At 40.9% G+C, this 20,517-nt stretch carries 20 protein-coding genes and 1 pseudogene; 4 read left to right on the plus strand and 17 right to left on the minus strand.

Features of this window, described 5'->3' with window-relative positions; all coding sequences use genetic code 11:
* Positions 1-128 precede the first annotated feature (128 nt).
* The gene (gene plsY / locus HT723_RS06085) at positions 129-770 is read left to right on the plus strand and encodes a glycerol-3-phosphate 1-O-acyltransferase PlsY (RefSeq protein ID WP_172934846.1); all 642 of its coding nucleotides are present in this window, start codon (positions 129-131) and stop codon (positions 768-770) included.
* 37 nt (positions 771-807) lie between these two features.
* On the opposite strand, the gene HT723_RS06090 is transcribed toward plsY, so the two are convergent.
* From HT723_RS06090 to HT723_RS06130, 9 genes and pseudogenes are all read right to left on the minus strand, one after another.
* Entirely contained in the window at positions 808-1,764 is a 957-nt protein-coding gene (locus tag HT723_RS06090; RefSeq protein WP_000029124.1) for an ABC transporter permease, read from the minus strand.
* Between the two features lie 2 nt (positions 1,765-1,766).
* Positions 1,767-2,825 carry an ABC transporter permease gene (locus HT723_RS06095; RefSeq protein WP_033683459.1) on the minus strand — a complete coding sequence of 353 codons (1,059 nt, stop codon included), beginning with the start codon at positions 2,823-2,825 and terminating at the stop codon, positions 1,767-1,769.
* Complete coding sequence (locus tag HT723_RS06100; RefSeq protein ID WP_172934847.1) at positions 2,818-4,353, minus strand: ABC transporter ATP-binding protein; 1,536 nt, start codon at positions 4,351-4,353, stop codon at positions 2,818-2,820. Before HT723_RS06100 ends, HT723_RS06095 begins: the two co-directional genes overlap by 8 nt.
* A 143-nt stretch (positions 4,354-4,496) precedes the next feature.
* The gene (locus HT723_RS06105) at positions 4,497-5,552 is read right to left on the minus strand and encodes a BMP family protein (RefSeq protein WP_023932825.1); all 1,056 of its coding nucleotides are present in this window, start codon (positions 5,550-5,552) and stop codon (positions 4,497-4,499) included.
* A gap of 89 nt (positions 5,553-5,641) precedes the next feature.
* Positions 5,642-6,031 (minus strand): cytidine deaminase, encoded by a 390-nt coding sequence (locus HT723_RS06110; protein ID WP_000246089.1) that lies wholly within the window; start codon positions 6,029-6,031, stop codon positions 5,642-5,644.
* Positions 6,018-6,680 (minus strand): deoxyribose-phosphate aldolase, encoded by a 663-nt coding sequence (gene deoC / locus HT723_RS06115; protein ID WP_050089587.1) that lies wholly within the window; start codon positions 6,678-6,680, stop codon positions 6,018-6,020. Before deoC ends, HT723_RS06110 begins: the two co-directional genes overlap by 14 nt.
* Before the next feature lie 19 nt (positions 6,681-6,699).
* Positions 6,700-7,977 carry a pyrimidine-nucleoside phosphorylase gene (locus tag HT723_RS06120; protein WP_172934848.1) on the minus strand — a complete coding sequence of 426 codons (1,278 nt, stop codon included), beginning with the start codon at positions 7,975-7,977 and terminating at the stop codon, positions 6,700-6,702.
* Entirely contained in the window at positions 7,974-8,564 is a 591-nt protein-coding gene (locus HT723_RS06125) for a class I SAM-dependent methyltransferase (protein WP_318971832.1), read from the minus strand. The genes HT723_RS06120 and HT723_RS06125 overlap by 4 nt, the downstream gene beginning before the upstream one ends.
* Positions 8,565-8,779: 215 nt before the next feature.
* A pseudogene (locus HT723_RS06130) lies at positions 8,780-9,174 on the minus strand (hypothetical protein).
* A gap of 199 nt (positions 9,175-9,373) precedes the next feature.
* On the opposite strand from HT723_RS06130, the gene coaA reads away from it, so the two are divergent.
* The 3 genes from coaA to HT723_RS06145 all read left to right on the plus strand — a co-directional run bounded on the left by coaA (position 9,374) and on the right by HT723_RS06145 (position 11,163).
* The gene (gene coaA / locus HT723_RS06135) at positions 9,374-10,294 is read left to right on the plus strand and encodes a type I pantothenate kinase (protein WP_050089593.1); all 921 of its coding nucleotides are present in this window, start codon (positions 9,374-9,376) and stop codon (positions 10,292-10,294) included.
* A gap of 67 nt (positions 10,295-10,361) precedes the next feature.
* Positions 10,362-10,598 carry a 30S ribosomal protein S20 gene (rpsT, locus tag HT723_RS06140; RefSeq protein ID WP_001274000.1) on the plus strand — a complete coding sequence of 79 codons (237 nt, stop codon included), beginning with the start codon at positions 10,362-10,364 and terminating at the stop codon, positions 10,596-10,598.
* Positions 10,599-10,650: 52 nt separating this feature from the next.
* Positions 10,651-11,163 (plus strand): DNA topology modulation protein, encoded by a 513-nt coding sequence (locus HT723_RS06145; RefSeq protein ID WP_000684199.1) that lies wholly within the window; start codon positions 10,651-10,653, stop codon positions 11,161-11,163.
* A gap of 94 nt (positions 11,164-11,257) precedes the next feature.
* Here the strand turns inward: HT723_RS06145 and deoD are convergent, their stop codons facing one another.
* The 8 genes from deoD to HT723_RS06185 form a co-directional block, all read right to left on the minus strand.
* Positions 11,258-11,968 carry a purine-nucleoside phosphorylase gene (deoD, locus tag HT723_RS06150; protein WP_000022090.1) on the minus strand — a complete coding sequence of 237 codons (711 nt, stop codon included), beginning with the start codon at positions 11,966-11,968 and terminating at the stop codon, positions 11,258-11,260.
* Between the two features lie 761 nt (positions 11,969-12,729).
* Positions 12,730-15,477 carry a thiol-activated cytolysin C-terminal domain-containing protein gene (locus tag HT723_RS11820; RefSeq protein ID WP_172934849.1) on the minus strand — a complete coding sequence of 916 codons (2,748 nt, stop codon included), beginning with the start codon at positions 15,475-15,477 and terminating at the stop codon, positions 12,730-12,732.
* Positions 15,478-15,541: 64 nt separating this feature from the next.
* Positions 15,542-15,730 carry a hypothetical protein gene (locus HT723_RS11585; RefSeq protein ID WP_240154948.1) on the minus strand — a complete coding sequence of 63 codons (189 nt, stop codon included), beginning with the start codon at positions 15,728-15,730 and terminating at the stop codon, positions 15,542-15,544.
* A gap of 202 nt (positions 15,731-15,932) precedes the next feature.
* On the minus strand, positions 15,933-16,742 hold the full coding sequence (locus tag HT723_RS06165) for a purine-nucleoside phosphorylase (RefSeq protein ID WP_138706277.1): 810 nt from the start codon (positions 16,740-16,742) through the stop codon (positions 15,933-15,935).
* Entirely contained in the window at positions 16,739-17,299 is a 561-nt protein-coding gene (locus HT723_RS06170) for a DUF1697 domain-containing protein (protein ID WP_172933757.1), read from the minus strand. Before HT723_RS06170 ends, HT723_RS06165 begins: the two co-directional genes overlap by 4 nt.
* A 1-nt stretch (position 17,300) precedes the next feature.
* Positions 17,301-18,512 carry a phosphopentomutase gene (locus HT723_RS06175; protein WP_172934850.1) on the minus strand — a complete coding sequence of 404 codons (1,212 nt, stop codon included), beginning with the start codon at positions 18,510-18,512 and terminating at the stop codon, positions 17,301-17,303.
* Between the two features lie 13 nt (positions 18,513-18,525).
* Positions 18,526-19,209, minus strand: a complete 684-nt coding sequence (gene rpiA / locus HT723_RS06180) for a ribose-5-phosphate isomerase RpiA (RefSeq protein ID WP_172934851.1) — start codon at positions 19,207-19,209, stop codon at positions 18,526-18,528.
* A gap of 281 nt (positions 19,210-19,490) precedes the next feature.
* A complete protein-coding gene (locus tag HT723_RS06185; RefSeq protein ID WP_166736579.1) occupies positions 19,491-20,363 on the minus strand; it encodes an NAD(P)H-hydrate dehydratase in 873 nt (290 codons plus the stop codon).
* Between the last annotated feature and the right edge of the window lie 154 nt (positions 20,364-20,517).

Genomic DNA, 20,517 nt, shown 5'->3' on the forward strand with positions numbered 1-20,517 from the left:
CTCCTATTCGTTCATCTTTACTATTCTACAGGTTTTCCAAGGATTTTGCAAAATTTTTCTTTCTCCGGTGTGACAATTTCAGAAGAGATTCTCCGCCTTTCTTCTCCATTTCATGATATAATAGGAGTATGATTACAATAGTTTTATTAATCCTAGCTTATCTGCTGGGTTCGATTCCGTCTGGTCTCTGGATTGGACAAGTATTCTTTCAAATCAATCTGCGCGAGCATGGTTCTGGTAACACTGGAACGACCAATACCTTCCGAATTTTAGGAAAGAAAGCGGGAATGGCAACCTTTGTGATTGACTTTTTCAAAGGAACCCTAGCAACACTGCTTCCGATTATGTTTCATCTTCAAGGTGTTTCACCTCTTATCTTTGGACTTTTGGCTGTTATTGGACATACCTTCCCTATCTTTGCAGGATTTAAGGGTGGCAAGGCTGTCGCAACCAGTGCTGGAGTGATTTTCGGATTTGCGCCTGTCTTCTGTCTCTACCTTGCAGTTGTTTTCTTTGGAACCCTCTATCTTGGTAGCATGATTTCACTATCTAGTGTCACAGCATCTATCGCGGCTGTCATCGGAGTTCTACTCTTTCCACTTTTTGGTTTTATCCTGAGTCACTATGACCCTCTCTTCATCGCTATTATCCTAGCACTGGCTAGTTTGATTATCATTCGGCATAAGGATAATATCACACGTATCAAAAATAAAACTGAAAATCTTGTCCCTTGGGGATTGAACCTAACCCATCAACATCCTAAAAAATAAAACGCCAGTTCTGTATGAACTGACGTTTTTTGTATGCTTATTTTGATTTGATATAGTTGATACCATCTGCTTTTGGTGCTACCGCTTTTCCAAAGAAGGCTGCCAAGACAAGAATTGTCAAGACATACGGTGCGATTTGAAGATAAACCGCAGGCACTCCTTGTAGGAATGGCAATTGAGATCCGATAACAGCCAAACTTTGTGAAAGTCCAAAGAAGAGACTAGATAGCATGGCTCCGATTGGATTCCATTTTCCAAAGATCATCGCAGCAAGAGCAATAAATCCAGGTCCAACAATAGTTGTCACTGAGAAGTTAACTGAGATGGATTGAGCATAAATCGCTCCGCCAATTCCACCTAGAAAACCGGAAATAATAACCCCTAAATATCTCATCTTGTAGACATTGATTCCCAAAGTATCCGCTGCTTGAGGATGCTCACCGACAGAGCGAAGACGAAGACCAAAGCGGGTCTTGAAGAGGATAAACCAAGCAAGGAATGAGAAGGCAATGGCCAAATAACCAAGTAGACTAGTTGACTTGAAGAAAATATCACCGATAACTGGGATATTTGCCAAGACTGGGAAATCAAAGCGTCCAAAAGTCTGACTTAGGTTGTCGGTTTGTCCTTTGTTATAAAGAACTTTAACCAAGAAAACAGCCAAGGCTGGCGCCATCAAGTTCAATACCGTACCGCTGACAACATGGTCTGCACGGAAATGAACCGTCGCTGCTGCGTGGATGATGGAGAAGAGACCTCCAACCAATCCTGCTACAAGCAAGGATAGCCATGGAGTTGCTGCTCCAAATTGTTCTGCAAATTCAAGGTTAAAGACAACTCCAGAAAAGGCACCCATAACCATAATTCCTTCAAGGCCGACGTTTACCACACCACCACGTTCAGAGAAAACACCACCAATACTTGTAAAGATGAGGGGTGCTGAGTAAATCAGCATAGAAGACACCAAGAGGGTGAGCAAGGTTGTAATAGACATCTTTACTTACCTCCTTTAACTTGTTTTTTCGGTTTGACAAAGCGTTCGATAAGGTAATGAACACTGACAAAGAAGATAATAGACGCTGTTACAATGCTGACAAGCTCAGACGGTACCTGCGCCGCATTCATACCAGGGGCTCCAACTTGGAGAACACCAAATAGGAAGGCTGCAAAGAGAATACCAATTGGTGAGTTGGCCGCAAGCAGACTAACTGCCATCCCGTTAAATCCGACAGCCAATGACGCCCCTTGAACATAGACGTTCTGGAAGGTTCCAAGTCCTTCAACAGCTCCACCAAGACCTGCCAAGGCACCTGAAATAATCATTGAAAGGATAATCGTTCTTTTTGCAGAAATACCAGCATATTCTGAAGCATGTGGATTAAGACCAACCGCACGGATTTCAAAACCAAGGGTTGTTTTCTTGAGCATGAACCAAATGACTGCAACGGCAATGAGAGCAAAGAAAATACCAATATTCATCCGTGAGTTACCAGTCAACTCAGCCAACCAAGGTGTCTGATAGGTTGCATTAGCCCCAACACGAATGGTCGAATCTGTACTTTGCATAAAGTCTTTAGGGAAAGCATGGATAAAGGCATTTCCTACATACAAGACAATGTAGTTCATCATGATGGTTACGATAACCTCTGATGTCCCTAGATAGGCTCTCAGAATACCTGGAATCGCACCGACAATTCCACCAGCAATCAAGGCAATCACAATAGTTGCCAGAATCATCAAGGGACGTGGCATATCTGGATGCGACAGGGCAAACCAACCACTGAGAATCCAACCTGCCAAAGCCTGACCAGGAAGTCCGACGTTAAAGAAACCTGCACGACTGGCAACGGCAAAACCAAGACCAATCAAGACCAAAGGCCCCATAGCACGGAAGATTTCTCCAATACCACGCAGGCTACCAAAGGCTGTGTAGAACAATTCTTCGTAGCCCCAAATAGCATCATAACCGAAGATCCACATGACAATGGCTCCAAGTAAAATTCCTAGGAATACAGAAATCAAGGGAACCGAAATTTGTTGTAATTTTTTAGACATCACTCTTCTCCTTTCCCAAGTTTCCACCAGCCATCAAGACACCAAGTTCTTGTTTATTGGTTGTTTCTGGTGATACAATACCTTGAATCTTCCCATCGTGGATAACGGCAATACGGTCTGAGACGTTTAAAATCTCATCTAGTTCAAAGCTGACAACAAGGACAGCCTTCCCATTATCACGCTCTTCAATCAAGCGCTTGTGGATATATTCAATGGCACCGACATCCAACCCACGAGTTGGCTGACTGACGATAAGGAGATCAGGATCACGATCAATTTCACGAGCAATAATTGCTTTTTGTTGATTTCCTCCTGAGAGTGCAGCTGCAGAAACAAATTCACTGGCAGCACGAACATCAAACTCTTCCATTAGCTTTTTAGCATAAGAAGTAATATTTGAATAGTTCAAAATTCCATTTTTACTATGTGGTTCTTTGTAGTAGGTTTGAAGGGCAATATTTTCAGAGATCATCATTTCCAAAATCAAACCATCACGGTGACGGTCTTCTGGAACGTGCCCAACACTTAGCTCTGTAATTTGTCGTGGGTGCAAGCCTACAATTGAATCTCCTTTTAGCTCAATGCTACCAGATTCAACCTTGCGAAGACCTGTGATGGCTTGAATCAGTTCAGACTGACCATTTCCATCAATCCCCGCAATACCAACAATCTCTCCAGCACGAACATCCAAGGACAGATTTTTCACAGCTGGGACACCACGGTTTTCATTGACCACCAAGTCTTTAATAGACAAGACCACTTCTTTTGGTTGAGAGGCTTGTTTCTCTGTTTTAAAGGAAACAGAACGACCCACCATCATTTCTGCTAAATCAGCATTAGTAGCCCCTGCAATTTTGACGGTTTCAATTGATTTCCCACGACGGATAACTGTAACGCGGTCAGAAACTGCGCGAATCTCGTCCAACTTGTGGGTAATCAAGATAATTGATTTTCCTTCTTTGACAAGATTTTTCATAATAGCCATCAACTCATCAATTTCTGATGGAGTCAAAACAGCCGTTGGTTCGTCAAAAATAAGAATATCAGCTCCCCGATAAAGGGTTTTTAAAATTTCTACACGTTGTTGGGCTCCAACTGAGATGTCTGCCACCTTGGCAGAAGGGTCCACAGCTAAGCCATAACGTTCAGAAAGAGCCTTGATTTCTTTGCTAGCTCCAGCAATATCTAGTACACCATTTTTAGTCAATTCACTTCCTAAAATGATGTTTTCAGCCACCGTGAAAGCTTCTACCAACATAAAGTGCTGGTGAACCATTCCGATTCCCAAGCTAGCCGCTTTAGATGGTGAATCGAGATTGACAACTTGACCGTTGACCACAATTTCACCACTAGTTGGTTCAAGAAGCCCTGCTAACATGTTCATGAGCGTGGACTTACCAGCCCCATTTTCTCCTAAAAGTGCATGAATTTCACCTTTTCGTAGGTGCAGGTTGATGTTGTCGTTGGCAACAAATTCACCAAACACCTTGGTAATATCACGCATCTCAATGACATTTTCGTGTGCCATGTGCTCTTCCTTTCAGAGTCTTATTTTATTTCAATAAAACTTGCTATTTTATCTAGTAGCAAGCTTTACTGAGACAAAATGACTTTGTCTCAACTCTTAAAAAAGCGGCCGAGGGCCGCTTCCTAAGAAATGACTTCCATCCATTATTTTGCAGGAACTTTTACGCTTCCATCAAGGATTTTAGCTTTAGCATCTTCGACAGCTTTTTTACCTTCTTCTGAAAGGTTTGTTACTGCCAAGTCAACCCCTTTATCTTTCAATGAGTAAACGATCACTTGACCGCCAGGGAATTCACCTTTTTCTGCCTTGTTAGAAATATCTTTTACAGTTGTACCAACTTGTTTCAAAGTAGATACAAGAACAAAGTTTGATTCTTTACCATCTTTAGAAGTGTATTTTCCTTCTGCTTCTTGGTCACGGTCAACACCGATAACCCAAACTTTTTCATTTTCAGGACGACTTTCGTTAAGTGATTTTGCTTCTGCAAAGACACCTGCACCTGTACCACCAGCTACTTGGTAAACAACGTCTGCACCAGCTGCGTATTGTGCTGCTGCAATTGTTTTACCTTTGGCATTATCACCAAATGAACCAGCATAGTCAACTTGTACTTTGATAGATGAATCTACTGAGGCAACACCTGCCTTGAAACCAGCTTCAAAACGAGAGATAACTTCTGACTCAATGCCACCTACAAAACCAACTTGTTTTGTCTTAGTTGTTTTAGCTGCTGCAACACCTGCAAGGTAAGCAGATTCATTATCAGCAAATGTTACGCTCACAACATTATTCTTTTGGTCTTTAATCACATCATCAATCAAGACATAGTTCAAGTCAGAGTGCTCTTTTGCTGCTTCTTCAACTGCATTGTGAAGGGCAAAACCAACACCAAAGATTAGGTTATAGCTTCCAGCCGCTTGTTGCAAGTTGTTAGCGTAGTCAGCTTCACTTGTTGATTGGAAGTAAGTGAAACCGTTATCTTTTGAAAGATTGTGTTCTTTACCCCAAGCCTGCAAACCTTCCCAAGCTGATTGGTTGAATGATTTGTCATCAACACCACCAGTATCAGTGACGATTGCTGCTTTTGTCTTCACATCAGAAGATGAATCTGCCTTACGAGAAGAGCGATTACCACATGCAGCAAGTCCAACTGCTGCCACTGCTACTAGGCCAAGACCTAGCCATTGTTTCTTGTTCATTACTGAACCTCCTAAATAAGATGTGCAACGATGTTGCAAGTATGGATTGGTTGGCCACAAGGACCGTGCCACTCAAAGAGCGACTCAGACTAATTTAAGTCTGTAAAAGAATATGGAAGTAATTCCCCGACCGTCATCTCGACCGTCGATTTATCTTTTGCGACTAAGGTCACTTTTAGATCTTGTTCAAAAAATTCGACCATTACTTGGCGACAAGCACCACATGGTGAGATTGGTTTTTCAGTTTGACCATAAACAATCAGCTCTGAAAATTCTCTTTGTCCTTCAGATACAGCCTTAAAAATGGCTGTTCTCTCACCGCAATTGGTCAAAGGATAGCTAGCATTTTCGATATTCACTCCCGTGTAAACACTTCCGTCTTTGGCTACTAAAACTGCTCCGATAGGAAAGTGAGAATAGGGGACATAGGCATGTTTGCTGGTTTCAATTGCCAGTTCAATCAACTCAGTAGTCGCCATCTGCCAATTCTCCTTTTAAAATGGCTACTCCAGCTGACGTTCCAATACGAGTCGCCCCTGCTTCAACAAAGGCAAGAGCATCCTCATAAGAACGAGCTCCACCAGCAGCCTTGACACCCATATCAGGTCCAACTGTTTCACGCATCAATTGAACATCTGCTATCGTAGCGCCACCAGTTGAAAAGCCAGTTGAAGTTTTTACGAAGTCAGCTCCAGCTTTTTGGGATAATTGGCAAGCCACAACCTTTTCATCGTCAGTCAACAAGCACGCTTCAATAATGACTTTCACTAACTTGTCACCACTTGCTTCCACTACTGCACGAATATCTGACTCTACCAAGGCTAAATTATCTGACTTGAGAGCTCCAACATTGATTACCATGTCAATCTCGTCAGCCCCATTTTGGATAGCTTCTTTTGTTTCAAATGCTTTCACAGCTGAAGTGGTTGCTCCCAAAGGGAAACCTACTACTGTACAGACCTTGACATCTGTGCCTTCAAGCCCTTTTTTAGCATATTTAACCCAGGTCGGATTGACGCAAACACTGGCAAAATCATACTCTCTAGCCTCAGACAACAAACAATCAATTTGATTTTCTGTTGCATCTTGTTTTAAAAGCGTATGATCGATATATTTATTTAATTTCATATTCGGATTCTCCTGCGGTTTATGAGATAATTTCTATGATTTCTCGTAAACTTTGCACCCTATCATTTATTTTAACATATTTTTGAAAATCTGTAACTAGCTGAGGAGAAATTTTTCCATTTGTGTATACTTTTGCAACAATTTCTCCCTTTTGAACGGAATCTCCAACTTTCTTTTCAAAAACAATTCCTGTTTCATAGTCCAAATCATCAGTCTTGACTGCACGGCCTGCCCCCAGTCTCATAGCATAAAGCCCAAATTCCATAGCTGGAAGAGCTGAAATGACACCCGTTTCCTGAGCAGGAATTTCCACCACATGGGCAACATTGACAGGACGGTAGAGTTCTTCCAAGTCCCCACCTTGGGCTTGAACCATCTCCTCAAACTTAGCCAGCGCTTGGCCATTTTCAAGATGTTGTAGAACTTCTTCAACTGTTTTATTTATATTTGCCAAACCAAGCATAATTTGAGCCAATTCACAGATAAAGTGGGTAATATCCTGACGTCCTTGACCTTGTAAAATCTCCAATGCTTCAAGGATTTCCAGACGATTTCCAATCGCTCGTCCCAAGGGCTGGCTCATATCCGTAATCACTGCTACCGTCTTCCGTCCAACAGCCTTACCAAGTTCCACCATAGTTTGAGCCAACTCACGCGCCTCATCAACCGTTTTCATGAAGGCACCCTCACCGACAGTCACGTCTAGCAAAATAGCATCCGCCCCTGCCGCAATTTTCTTGCTCATCACTGAACTCGCAATCAAAGGAATCGTGTCGACAGTTGCGGTCACATCACGGAGAGCGTAGAGAAGTTTATCTGCTTTAACCAGCTGGTCTGATTGCCCAATGACAGATACACCAATATCCTGAACCTGACGAATAAAATCCTCTTGACTGCGCTCGACTTGATAGCCTTTAATGGACTCCAATTTATCAATTGTCCCACCAGTATGACCAAGGCCACGACCACTCATTTTTGCCACAGGCACACCAAAGCTAGCAACAAGGGGAGCTAAAATCAAGGTTACCTTATCGCCGACACCACCAGTAGAATGCTTGTCAACTTTCACACCATCAATGGCAGACAGGTCAAACTCTTGCCCAGTCTTGACCATCTTCATAGTCAAATCTGAGATTTCTCGTGTCGTCATTCCTTTGAAATAGACAGCCATAGCAAAGGCAGACATTTGATAATCAGGGACAGTTCCTGACACATAGCCTTCTACCAGCCATTCAATTTCACTTGAAGTCAATTCTTGACCATCTCGTTTTTTTTGGATTAAATCAACTGCTCTCATTCTTTCACACTTCTAAGGATATAGTATCCCTTATCTTTTTTAAGGATTTCACAATTGCCAAACACATCTTCCATCTTAGACTTGGCACTTGGAGCCCCTTGCTTTTTCTGGATGACGATTGTTAAATCTCCACCAGTTTCCAAGAAATCTTTACTTTTCTCGATGATTTCATGAACGACTTTTTTTCCAGCACGAATAGGGGGATTGGAAATGATATGGTCAAATTGACCTTCAACTTGTTCATAAATGTTGGACTGGAAAATCGTCGCTTCTACTTTATTTCGTTCAGCATTTTGTCGCGCCAAATCCAAGGCACGATTATTGATATCAACCATGGTCGCCTGAGCTCCATAAGCCTTAGCCAAGGACAAGCCCAAAGGTCCGTAACCACAGCCTACATCCAGGACAGTTTCTCCTTGGTTGACCTCCAGACACTTGAGCAAGAGTTGACTTCCAAAGTCAATCATTTTCTTGCTAAAAACACCCGCATCTGTCAAAAAGGTCATTTTTTCTCCCAACAAGTCCACTCTCAACTCATGAATATCGTGAGCAGCGTCAGGATTTTCTGCATAATACATTTTACTCATGAAACTATTTTACCATAATTTGACTTAAATTGTAAATCGTTTACATATCCAGAATGAGACAAAAAGATTGAAGGAAGTTGCTTTACAATAGCTCCCCTTCAATCTCTTTCAACTTTTATAAGCAAATTGTATTTCATCTAGGACTACAGCTATCATTGCCATGATAAAACACATAACCCAAAGTTTATTGTCTATCACCAGACGCATTGTCAGCGCTATTTCTTTACTTTTAAATATTTCATTATCAATAGGATTCCCAACAAAATGTTTAAATAAAAGCCCAACTGATAAGTTTGTGTCAGGATTTCCAAACTTGTCCAAAGTCGTATCAAATCTTCTAGTGAAATAACCCTCTGTAGCAATCCACAAAATCAAAAATAGATAACTTCCAGCAGCAAGCCATTTCGTCCACCGTTTTTTTTAGGAAGAAAGCAATCAAAAGCGAACAGATAAAGACAGCTGTTACAATGGCATGTTCCATCAAAAAAGTAAAACCGTAATAGATTTCCACAAAGCGTCTACCATTATCCGCATTGACTCCTTTTATAAAAGGTAAGGCAAAACTTAAAATAAAACAGAGTTCCAATAGGTAAGGTTTCAAGATTTTCATAGTACACCTCCTATAAGTTATAAACCCCAAAGCCCCCTTTATAGCTGATAAGTCAGTAGAAAGCAGCTCCTACTTCATCAATAAATTGTTCATCCTCTATCTACTTATATTATATACTATTGACTTACCACATTCAAGAAACCGCTTTATTTTTTTAACTTTTTATGGTATGATAGACAAAATATCTAGGGGAAAACAAATGACCAACGAATTTTTACATTTTGAAAAAATCAGTCGCCAGACTTGGCAATCTTTACATCGAAAGACGACACCTCCTTTGACAGAAGAGGAATTAGAATCCATCAAGAGTTTTAATGACCAGATTAGCTTGCAGGATGTTACCGATGTCTATCTCCCCCTAGCCCATCTCATCCAGATTTACAAGCGTACCAAGGATGATTTGGCCTTTTCAAAAGGGATTTTCCTTCAACGTGAAAGCAAATCCCAGCCTTTTATCATTGGGGTTTCTGGGAGTGTTGCCGTTGGAAAATCCACAACCAGTCGCCTACTTCAAATCCTACTGTCCCGTACACTTACAGATGCTACGGTTGAGTTGGTAACAACTGACGGCTTTCTCTATCCCAACCAGACCTTGATTGAACAAGGGATTCTAAATCGTAAGGGATTTCCTGAAAGCTATGATATGGAAGCTCTTCTCAACTTCTTAGACTGCATCAAAAATGGACAAGATGTGGATATTCCTGTCTATTCTCATGAAGTCTACGACATCGTACCTGAGGAAAAGCAAAGCGTCAAAGCTGCTGATTTTGTCATTGTTGAGGGAATAAATGTCTTTCAAAATCCACAAAACGAGCGTCTCTACATTACTGACTTCTTTGACTTTTCCATCTATGTTGATGCTGCAGTCGATGACATCGAGAGTTGGTATCTGGACCGTTTCTTGAAGATGCTGAGCCTAGCCCAAAACGACCCTGATAGCTACTATTATCGTTTTACTCAGATGCCGATTGGGGAAGTGGAGTCCTTTGCCCATCAGGTCTGGACCAGTATCAATCTCACAAATCTACAAAATTATATTGAACCAACCAGAAATCGTGCGGAAGTGATTCTTCATAAAAGCAAGAACCATGAAATCGATGAAATTTACTTAAAAAAGTAATTTTCCCTTGTCAAAACGTAAGTTTTCAGATATAATGGTATAGTTAGTAAATATGGAGGTAAGAACATTGGCAAACATTAAATCAGCTATCAAACGCGCTGAATTGAACGTTAAACAAAACGAAAAGAACTCAGCTCAAAAATCAGCTATGCGTACTGCTATCAAAGCTTTCGAAGCAAACCCATCTGAAGAACTTTTCCGTGCTGCTAGCTCAGCTATCGATAAAGCAGAAACTAAAGGTTTGATTCACAAAAACAAAGCAAGCCGCGATAAAGCTCGTCTTTCAGCTAAACTTGCTAAATAAGAAACAGTCCATAGAGGCTGTTTTTTTGTCTCCAAATAGGAAAAGGTAGAAAATGAAAATTGCAATTATCGGATATTCTGGTGCTGGTAAGTCAACGCTAGCTGAAAAGTTATCTCTCTACTACTCCATCCCAAAACTTCATATGGACACACTCCAATTTCAACCTGGTTGGCAAGACAGTGACCGTGATTGGATGTTAACCGAGATGAAAAATTTTCTCACCAAGCATGAAGCTTGGGTCATCGATGGTAATTATTCTTGGTGTTATTACGAAGAAAGAATGCAGGAAGCTAACCAGATCATCTTTTTAAACTTCTCTGCTTGGAATTGTTTGCTAAGAGCCTTTAAGCGCTATTTAAAATACAGAGGAAAAGTGAGAGAAAGCATGGCTAAGGGATGCCCCGAGCAATTCAACTGGGAATTTATTCGTTGGATTCTCTGGGATGGTCGAACAAAAAATGCTAAGGATAGATACCAATATTTAAACAATACTTACCCAGAAAAGATGCGTATTCTCCATTCTCAAGCAGAGATTGATTGTTTTTTGCAATCTCTTAAAAAATAGACGGTAGAGCAACATTTCATTAAGGTCACAGTATGGACTGAATGACTAAAAAAGGAAGATTTTCATCCAGAAAGTCTTCCTTTTGTGTTCTCTTTTATTCAGCAATCAAAGTTTCTAATCCAACCTTCATCATATCGGTGAAGGTATTTTGACGTTCTTCTGCAGTCGTGTCCTCATCTGGATTAACCAAGCTATCAGAGATTGTCATAATAGCTAGCGCGTCAACATGGTGTTGGGCTGCCAGATAGTAAAGTGCTGCTGCTTCCATTTCCACAGCCTTGACTCCCCATTTACCAAGCTCGATGTTCTTTTCAAAGTAGTTTGAATAAAAGACATCAGATGACAAAACGTTCCCAACGTGGGTTGTCATACCGAGATTTTTGGCAATATGATAAGCCTTATCTAGCAAATCAAAGCTAGCGATTTGTGGGAAATCGTACTGTGGCCAGTCATTGCGGATGATGTTAGAGTTGGTTGCAGCTGCCTGCGCCAAAACCAATTCACGTACGTGGACATCTGCATTCAAAGATCCTGCAGTTCCCACACGAATCAATTTTTTCACTCCGTAGTCAACAATTAACTCACGCGCATAAATCGAAATAGATGGCATTCCCATCCCAGTTCCCATAACAGATACACGGTGACCCTTGTAAGTACCAGTGTAACCAAACATGTTACGCACTTCGTTAAAACAAACAGCATCTTCAAGGAAATTCTCCGCAATAAATTTCGCACGAAGAGGATCCCCTGGAAGAAGAATTTTATCAGCAATTTCACCCTGCTGAGCAGCAATATGGATAGACATAATTTATGATACAAAGAGCGACAAGAAAACGACTGAAAATTAGGAATCTGACGAGAAATCCTGATTTTTCAGTCAGATTATCTATTTTCCAAGTTTTCCGCTCGTGTTCAAATCAGAACACACGCTCTACCTTTCTTTATTTTATATTGAGAAAGATACCAAACCCGTCAAAAAGCAAAGGGAAAATAGGAGTTGGGCGCAGTGAGCGATGCTCGCTAGACCAACTATCTTTTTCCCACTGCTTTTAGGGTGGGGTCAATTCCTTTCTTAATTTTGATGATATTGAGAAGATTAGAACGGCTTCAATTCAAACCCGAACTCCCCTTCTCTTCTGAGTTTTTAGAAAAGTTTTCCGCTCGTGTTCAAATCAAAACACGCGCTCTACCTTTCTTTTTTATATTTTATATTGAGAAAGATACCAAACCCGTTAAAAAGCCAAAGGGAAAATAGGAGTGGGGCGCAGTGAGCGATGCTCGCTAGACCAACTATCTTTTTCCCACTGCTTTTATGATGGGTTCAATTCCTTTCTTTCTTAATTTTGATAATATTGAGAAGAGTAGATCGGATTCAATTCAAACCCGAACTCCCCTTCCTTTCTAAGTTTTTAGAAAAGTTTTTCCGCTCATGTTCAAATTAGAACACCTCACTATACCTTTCTGTTTAATTTTGTTCTTTCACAGAGAGCTACCTGAGTTCTATTCAAGCTCAGGTAGTTCTTCTCTTATAAACTAAATCATCTCATTATTAAATAGTAGGATTTTTTACAAGACATCGTCATCAGAAATCTTAGAATTTAATGTTGTTCCCCAATGGGTAATTTTACGGTGGGGTTGAGCTAAAATTGGTCTGTTTTCATAGATTGTTTGCCATCTATTCCATAGTAGACCTGTCTTTTTCTCAATCTTAATTCGCAGATTTCTCATATTTTCTTTAATTGGGAGGTTGAGGACAAAACCTGCAGTCTGGTTGCGACCGTTTCCTTCCCAAGAACGACTACGAACAACTTGGTTTCCATCTTTATCTACTGTAACTTCTTCCCAAGTGATAGAGTAGCGGGCAATATAAGCTCCACTATGTTGAATTGTCAATGTTTTGTCTTTGGCAGGAGTCTGACTGATTGGTTGAACTGGCTTAGAAACTTGTGTCGCCGTCTCACCATTCGTAGCGATAAAGCGGAAAACTTCTACTTCTGCAAGACTGAGGGCTTGATTGTTCTTACGTAGTTGCACACGAACACGGCGTCCCAATTTCCCATTTAATTGAACATCCAAGCTCATTCCGTCAAGCTTAGAAACATACTGTCTAGCAACTTCTTTCCCTTTTTCATCATACAAAATCACATCAAAGTCTGACAGACGTTTAGAAAGCTCTCCATCCCCACGGTTATGAAGTCGGACAAGTCCTACCTGTTCTGTACGACCTAAATCAACTTCCCACCAAGGCTGGTTTTCAAATTTTGTATGGGTAATTGATTGCTGGCTATAACTACTATTGGTATTGCCGTCCAAGGCACGACTAGCATCTCCACCAAAATCAGTAGAACTTTGCTTAGCTTGTTTTTTCCAAGCGATATTCTCAGCACGATATACTTGGACTTCTGCAAGACTGAGGGCATTATAGCCTTCTAGCTCAATCCGAACATAGCGCGCTTTTTTATGGTTAATCGCAATTTGTGCTGACACATCTTTAAGAGATGTTATTCGTTTTCTCTCAATTTCTTTACCAAAACTATCTAAAAGAATGACATCAAAGTTTGCCAATCTATCCTGGGCAGTGTCTGTTCGGTTGTAAATATTGATTTGGCGAATGGTTTCTTCTTTAGCCAAATCTACTTGCCACCAAGGCTTAGATTGGAAGTTGGTATGAGTGACAGAATTGTGACCATAGTTACCATCAACTTTGCCATCCACAGCTCTTCTAGCATCTCCTCCGAAAGCTGTCGAACTTTGAGTAACCTGTTTTCCTAAGGTAATATTTTCCATTGGTTCCGCGCTTGGTTGACTAGAAGATTGGGGCAGAGCCTGTTTCTTAAAGAATCGCACTTTATCCAATTTTGGATCACGATAACCATGTTTATCCAAGGTAGTTCGTTTACCAATATTAAAGTTAGGAATATCATTCATTCGACTTTCAAAATAGCCACGAGAACGGTGTTTAAAGCGTGAATTACCTGTAAATGTAACAATATCACGATCGTTATGAATCAAGGGAGTCACAACATTATCATTATCAACCACATAATGCTTAATTTTTCCACTAACAGCTAATTTACGGCTTTCCAAACCAACATCCCAGAAATCATTCTCAGCATTCCAAACAGTTCTGGAAGTAATCACTTTAGGAGCACTGAAAGTCGTCACTTTCCGTAATACATGGTTATAAAAATCAGGATATTTTTGGTAAGCTTCAACCGCTGCAATCTGAGCTAGGTAGCCTCCAAGAGAATGACCTGTCATATACAACTTGGTAATACTTGTATCCTTGGCTAATTCCCCAACAACCTTGCGGATATCATCCGCTTGAGCTGGTTTATTTCCCCCTAACAAAACAAAATCTGCACTTAAATCTTTCGCGTCATTCCGTCTTGTTCCACGAATAGCCAACATGTGCACCGTTCCATCTTTGAGATAAGGAAGGTCGCTCTTGGTCTCAAATAAGAAAGCATCCAAGCCACTCTCTGTATGGTAGGCTTTTTTCATCTTCCAGAAAGGAGCCAATTCATTGTGCATGAGTTTGTATTCTTGACGGTCAAGATAGAGACTCGGGAAAGGATTCTTATGATCTAAAATTTTCTCAATATAATCATCATCTCGATAGGCTAACTCCATAAAGAGAAGAGAATCACGGTCTGTGACATACCATTCTTTCTTATTATCGTCTTCTCCATCTGCCAAACCATCCCCATCACTGTCTGCTAGCAAGGGATGACTGTTATATCCTAGATAATCCTTACCATCTTTGTTGTAAACATAAAGTTCATCTTTGTTTTTGATGCCATCTTGGTCATCATCCCCTTCCAAATCAAGAACTTTTTCACCATAGAGAGATTCATCAATCAAATCATTTTCTAAATGCAATTCCCCTTTGGAAATCTTCACCAAATCTTCTGCTGTTAGAGAACGAGTATTTGTTGGTTTTTCTGTCACAACTTCCTCTTTAGTTTCTTCTACAGGAGCATGAATAGGTGAGTCTTGAGCCGGCTCTGTTATCTCTACTTTTGACTCTTCCCTTTTGTTTTCAAGAACTTCACTTGCTTCCGGAAGCGGTTGAGGAGCTAGTCTTGACTCCTCTCTAAGAGGAGTTTCTAGTTTTGGAGCAACATTTTCTGGCTCTCTCAATTCCTCCTTAGAATCTAGCACTCTTGTTGCCACTTCAGATGTTACATCTTGCTTTAGTTCATTGGCTGAAATTCCAGCTGGAGCTAGAAATGCGAAGCCGACTGCAACAGATACAACTCCGATACTTAATTTTTTTATGCCAAAACGCATCATTCGTTGACCAATTTTCATTATTCTTTATCTTTCTTTTCGTTTATTTATAAGCAGACTCAAACTAAATCTCCTTGTCCCCTATCTAGGACAAGACTGAGAAATTCAGAAAGTAATACTCTTCGAAAATCTCTTCAAACCACGTCAGCGTCGCCTTGCCGTAGATATGGTCACTGACTTCGTCAGTCTTATCTACAACCTCAAAACAGTGTTTTGAGCAACCTGCGGCTAGCTTCCTAGTTTGCTCTTTGATTTTCATTGAGTATAAATTCATTCTTATCTCTTCTTATCATACTAGTCTGCTTGGCTAGGAAGCTAATGCTAGTATCCTAGAATCTTGTCTTTCACAATGCTAACTATCAGACTCTTTCAGTTACAAGAGCAGGAAGGATCTCATGGTATACCGATGTTTCTTCTTTGTTCCGAATAGTCAACCATGAAAGGAAAGAGGCATTCCCCCTTTTAAATCTTTTTTCTTACAATTCTGCAAGAATCGCTTTAAGCAAGCCTTTAAAGTCACCTTTGACACGTTCGGTTACTTCCACAACTTCTTCGTGGTTGAGTTCTTCTTGGAAACCGGCCGCAAAGTTAGTGATACATGAGATTCCCAGAACTTTCAAACCTGAGTGGGCTGCCACGATCACTTCAGGAACCGTAGACATACCAACTGCATCTGCTCCCAGTGTCTTATAGGCACGAATTTCTGCTGGTGTTTCATAAGTTGGACCAGTTACACCGATATAGACACCTTCATCAAGCTTGATATTAAGTTTTTTAGCAACTTCATGTGCAGTAGCACGGTATTTTGGTGTGTAGGCCTTAGACATATCTGGGAAACGTGGACCAAAATCATCCAAGTTTTCACCCATCAATGGGTTTTGCCCCGTCATATTGATATGGTCTGAGATAGCCATCAAAGTACCAGGGCCATATCCAATACCACCAGCAGCATTGGTTACAATGACACCTTCACATCCAAGAACTTTCATAACACGTACTGGGAAAGTCACGACTTCCAGAGGATTGCCTTCGTAAAAATGGAAGCGACCTTGAAGAGCCAAGACCTTGCGACCTGCAAGTTCACCATATACCAATTTACCAGCGTGACCGACTACTGTAGAGCGGCCCCAGTTTGGAATGTCTGCATAGTCTACTACAACTGGATTTTCGATTTCTTCTGCCAGTTCTCCCAGTCCTGATCCAAGGATTAGACCGAACTCAGGCGCTTGAATTCCCTTGTCTTTCAGGAAAGCAGCTGTTTCATTGATTTTGTTTAAAAATCTCATTGTGTGTCTCCTTTATTATTTTTTAGCATTTGACCAATTTTGTCAAAGGTTTTAGCATTACAAATAGTAATGTGGCGATAGAAAGGCATCTTGAGCAGATCCTTGTGATAGGCAGTTTTAGAGTAGGTTTCTTCAGAAAATTTCCCCCAGAAAATACCAAGTTTTCCAAAATGAAGCACCTCATCTTCCAGTTTCAAACTGCCTACTTTCTCGATGACTTGCTCCACATCCAAACCCTCAGTGTAAAAGAGAACGTCTTTTCTTGCCAAGTCTTCATTCCACCAAGCTGGTAGACTCTCAAGTTCGTCTTCATAATCTTCTTGACTCAGTAAAGAAAACCTCTGAATAAATGGATAACGAGTCCCAAAGAAAGTCTCTAACCTTTCAATCAATTTGACTTTTGAGTCTGTAGAAATAAAGAAGATATTACCACTGTTGATGTAGCTTTCAACCTTTTCAATTCCCAACTCTGTCAGTTCTTGACGAAGCTCCGCCATGACGACCTTATTCTTGCCACCAACATTGATGCCTCTCACCAGCAGAGCATAGCGCGTCATCTTATACCAATTTATCTAAGAAACTTTCCCCGATCATAGCTGTTTCAACACCAAAGTTATCTGCAACAGTCGCTGAGATATCTGCAAAATGTCCAACTGGAATGATACCATTTCCTTTAAAGGCAGGACTGTAAGCCAAAAGTGGAATATATTCGCGAGTGTGGTCTGTTCCTGCATAGGTTGGGTCATTTCCATGGTCAGCAGTAATCAAGAGAAGGTCGTTCTCTCGCATGGCTGCGATAATTTCAGGTAAGCGTTCATCAAACTCATGCAAGCAATCACGATAGCCGTAAGCATTACGACGGTGGCCGTAAAGGGCATCAAAGTCAACCAAGTTTGTGAATGAGAATCCTTTTTCAAATTCAGCAAGGCTCATGGTCTTCAATAGTGTATCTATTCCATGACTGTTTGACTTGTTGTGACCCATATCATGGTTGATACCAGCACCGTTAAAGATATCATTGATTTTACCAACAGCATAAGTATCGATACCAGCCTCATTCAATTTATCCAAAACAGTTGGGGCAAATGGAGATACAGCCAAGTCACGACGGTTTGCCGTACGAGTGAAGTTACCTGGTTCACCTACATAAGGGCGAGCAATGATACGACCTAGAAGGGCAGGGCGCTCAAGTGTAATTGAACGAGCGTATTCACAGATACGGTACAATTCGTCCAAAGGAATAATATCTTCGTGGGCAGCAATTTGCAAAACAGGATCAGCTGAAGTATAGATAATCAACTCTCCAGTTTCCATCTGACGTGGTCCAAAATCATCGATAACGGCTGTTCCTGAGTAAGGTTTGTTAGCTTCACGAATGACCTTACGTCCTGAGAATTCTTCGATTTTTGTCAAGATTTCTTCTGGGAATCCGTTCCAGAAAGTATCGAAAGGCTCCGTAATGTTGAGTCCCATGATTTCCCAGTGCCCAGTCATGGTGTCCTTACCAAGGGATACTTCTTCCAATTTTGTTGCATATCCAGTTGGATTGCTTTCTGCCGGTACTGTCTTAAGAGGAGTTTCACGAGGAATATTTCCAAGACCGATTTTAGCCATATTTGGCACATTCAAACCAACTGTTTTGGAAATGTGTCCCAGTGTGTCAGAAGCTCCATCTGGAACCCCTGCATTGACAAAGTTATTAGCATCTGGTGCTGCACCGATTCCTACAGAATCCAGTACCACCAAATGAATACGATTAAATTTAGACATCTTATGCCCCCTTCTATTTTTCTTTTCTTGAGGTTAAAATCTGAACCCCATCTCGTCCAGCAACGATTACTTTATCCACCATTTGGTTGAATAAACCGTGTTCTACGACACCAACGACATGATCCAATTCTTGTCCGAGAGCAATTGGATCTTCGATGACATCCAAGTCAAGGTCAATGATAAAGTTCTGCATATCGGTCACAAAACGTTGGCCGTCTTTTTCACGGAAACTTGGTTTGTAGCCAGCTCGCTCAAAACGACGAAAGACTTGTTCTGCGCCATACTGAACCACTTCTACTGGCAATTTAAAAGCACCTAGTTTTTCGACCAGCTTGCTTTCATCCACCACCCAAATGTATTCTTTTGATGGTGTTGCGACCACCTTTTCCATGAGAAGGGCACCACCACCGCCTTTGATTCCGTTAAACTGACTATCCACTTCATCCGCGCCATCAACCGTCACATCGACAAAGTCTACTTGGTCAATAGACTTGAGCGGGATATTAAGGCCTTCTGCCTGTTTAGTGGTCACACTAGAAGTTGTTACAGCTGTAATCTGCAATCCTTCTTCCTTGATACGACGACCGATTTCTTCTACAAAATAATAGGCAGTCGAGCCTGTTCCAAGTCCAACGACCATTCCATCGCTCACGAACTCAGCAGCCTTGATACCTGCCATTTTCTTCAGATTTTCCACCGATTTACCTCCATCATTCTCAGTTCTTATTCTACTATGAAATCGCTTTTTATTCAAGTAAAAAGATCAAATTTACATTTTTTATCAATCCTTCTTTGAAAACATGCATTTTATTTTTATAAAACGAATAAAAATGAATTTATCTTTTATGTATTTGCTTTGTTCATCTCTTTCCAGTTCCAAAAACAAGACCTTAACTTTGATACGTCTAGTTTAGCATTAAAGCAGGCGCATTTCAAGAATCATAAATTAAGAGAAGGAAGTGGGTTTATCTATCTATTTTAAACAAGTTTATCTTTGCTTACCCTCTCTTGTTGACAAATAATTTTCATTACTTTAGGAATACAATTACTAATCTCCGTTGGCAAAACCACATACTGTTCTTGAGCTAGTTCTTGGGCAATAGCTGAATGAAGATGGGTCGCTACCGTCACACATTCGTAGAGACTGGCCTGTCGGAATTGGCCTGCAAATCCTGCAATCATTCCAGCAAGAGTATCTCCCATCCCCCCAGTCGCCTGATAGGGACCGCCGACCTGTAACTGGTAATAATCAGATTGACCAGCTTGCCAAATACGAGTAGCTGGACCTTTCTCTACCAAAATTGTTCCTTGAGGGAAGGAAGTTAGGACACTAGCCGTTGCATCTTCCTTTTGCTTTTCAATAGCAATACCAGACAACTTTCCCCATTCTTTTTGGTGGGGAGTTAGGATAAGCTGGTTAGATGGAAATGACAAACTTGTTCTAGCAAGAATGGTTAGGGCACCACCATCTACAATAAAAATCTGATTTTGTCTTAAATTAACAAAGACTTGTTTTACTAGATTTTCTCCAAAAGCATCGTCTCGTAAACCAGGCCCCAGCAAGACAACTTCTACCTTCTCCAATTGCTCTTTTAACAATTGCTGGTCTTGAAGAGAAAAGGCCATAGTCTCAGGTAAATGGCTATGCAGAGCTGGAATATTTTCCCTGTCCGTTCCAACGGTCACCAATCCTGCACCGCTTTTTACAGCTGCCAAAGCAGCCATGATGATGGCACCTCCATAAGGATAAGTACCACCAAGCAGCAGTAGACGACCGTAGTCTCCTTTATGACTTGTACGAGAACGTTCAATAATAACTTTTTCTAGTAAAGTTTGATCAATCACTTTCATCCTTTTTTCCTCTCGCTTTTATTATACAACAAAAAGGAGGCGCAGACCTCCTTTTGTAATCTTATATCTAAAATTTAATACTCATTTCTGCCATTTCAGATATAGCTATAGAAAATACACTCTCTTCAGCGATTTCTCCCGACTTTATCACTTA

This window comes from Streptococcus sp. 2106 (assembly GCF_013277315.1).
Classification (GTDB): domain Bacteria; phylum Bacillota; class Bacilli; order Lactobacillales; family Streptococcaceae; genus Streptococcus; species Streptococcus pseudopneumoniae.